Origin of the sequence: Streptococcus sanguinis (genome assembly GCF_020729765.1) — a bacterium.
Lineage (GTDB): Bacteria > Bacillota > Bacilli > Lactobacillales > Streptococcaceae > Streptococcus > Streptococcus sanguinis_Q.
Map to the genome: position 1 here is coordinate 1 of NZ_JAJEPD010000019.1, position 791 is coordinate 791.

Here is a 791-nt window from a genome sequence, read left to right on the forward strand (position 1 = left end):
GTAATTCAATTTCTGACATGCCTAAAGGATTAGCACCAAAGTCATATTCCTTAAAGAAAAGCCAGGCCCATCCAATAACAGCATCGACATGTATATGAGGGTTATAGGATAATTTGTATTCTGCAACTAGTTTATCTCTTAATTCAACTACTTTGTCTATTGGATCTACTATTATTTCATTAGATGTCCCACCATTAACATAGATGCAAGCAATTTTAGCATCATGCTCAATCGCTTCTCTGAGAGTTTTTTCTAACTCTTCAAGATTAATCGTTCCCTCAGAAGTTGTTGCTATCTTTTTAAAACTATTTGTTCCAAGTCCTAACCAATCACAAACTTCTTTATGACAAGGATGCCCCTTATCCGTCGAAATAACTATAGCTTTATTATTTTCAAATGAAGATATACCTTCTGATTGAATACCCTCACCAAATGCTTTATTTAATCCTAATTTTAGTGCATATAAATTTGTCCCTTTCCCGCCAAACGTAAAAATGCCACTAGATTGTTTCCAATCCCAATCAACTAATTGTGAGAGATACTTTGCTGTAAGTAGTTCAGCACTTATTAAATACCCTGACGTTTCATCCTGCCCTAGATTAGGATTGAATAACGAAGCATAGGAAGAAGCAGCAACAGACACCACATTAACTGGTGGTACAATATTTAGCATTGTGCCAGGATTTCCCCAGTTTACAGCTCTTTGGAACATTGGCACCAATAAATCTATAACATTATCAATTCCTTTGGAATCCTGAGACAAATTGCGATCATTCAAAAATTTTTCAGAA

1 protein-coding gene is annotated in these 791 nt (G+C 35.1%); it reads right to left on the reverse strand.

From position 1 onward, the window contains the following. Positions 1-791 (reverse strand): pyridoxal-dependent decarboxylase (locus K4H96_RS01610; RefSeq protein ID WP_265333441.1); only part of this gene is annotated, 791 nt, incomplete at both ends.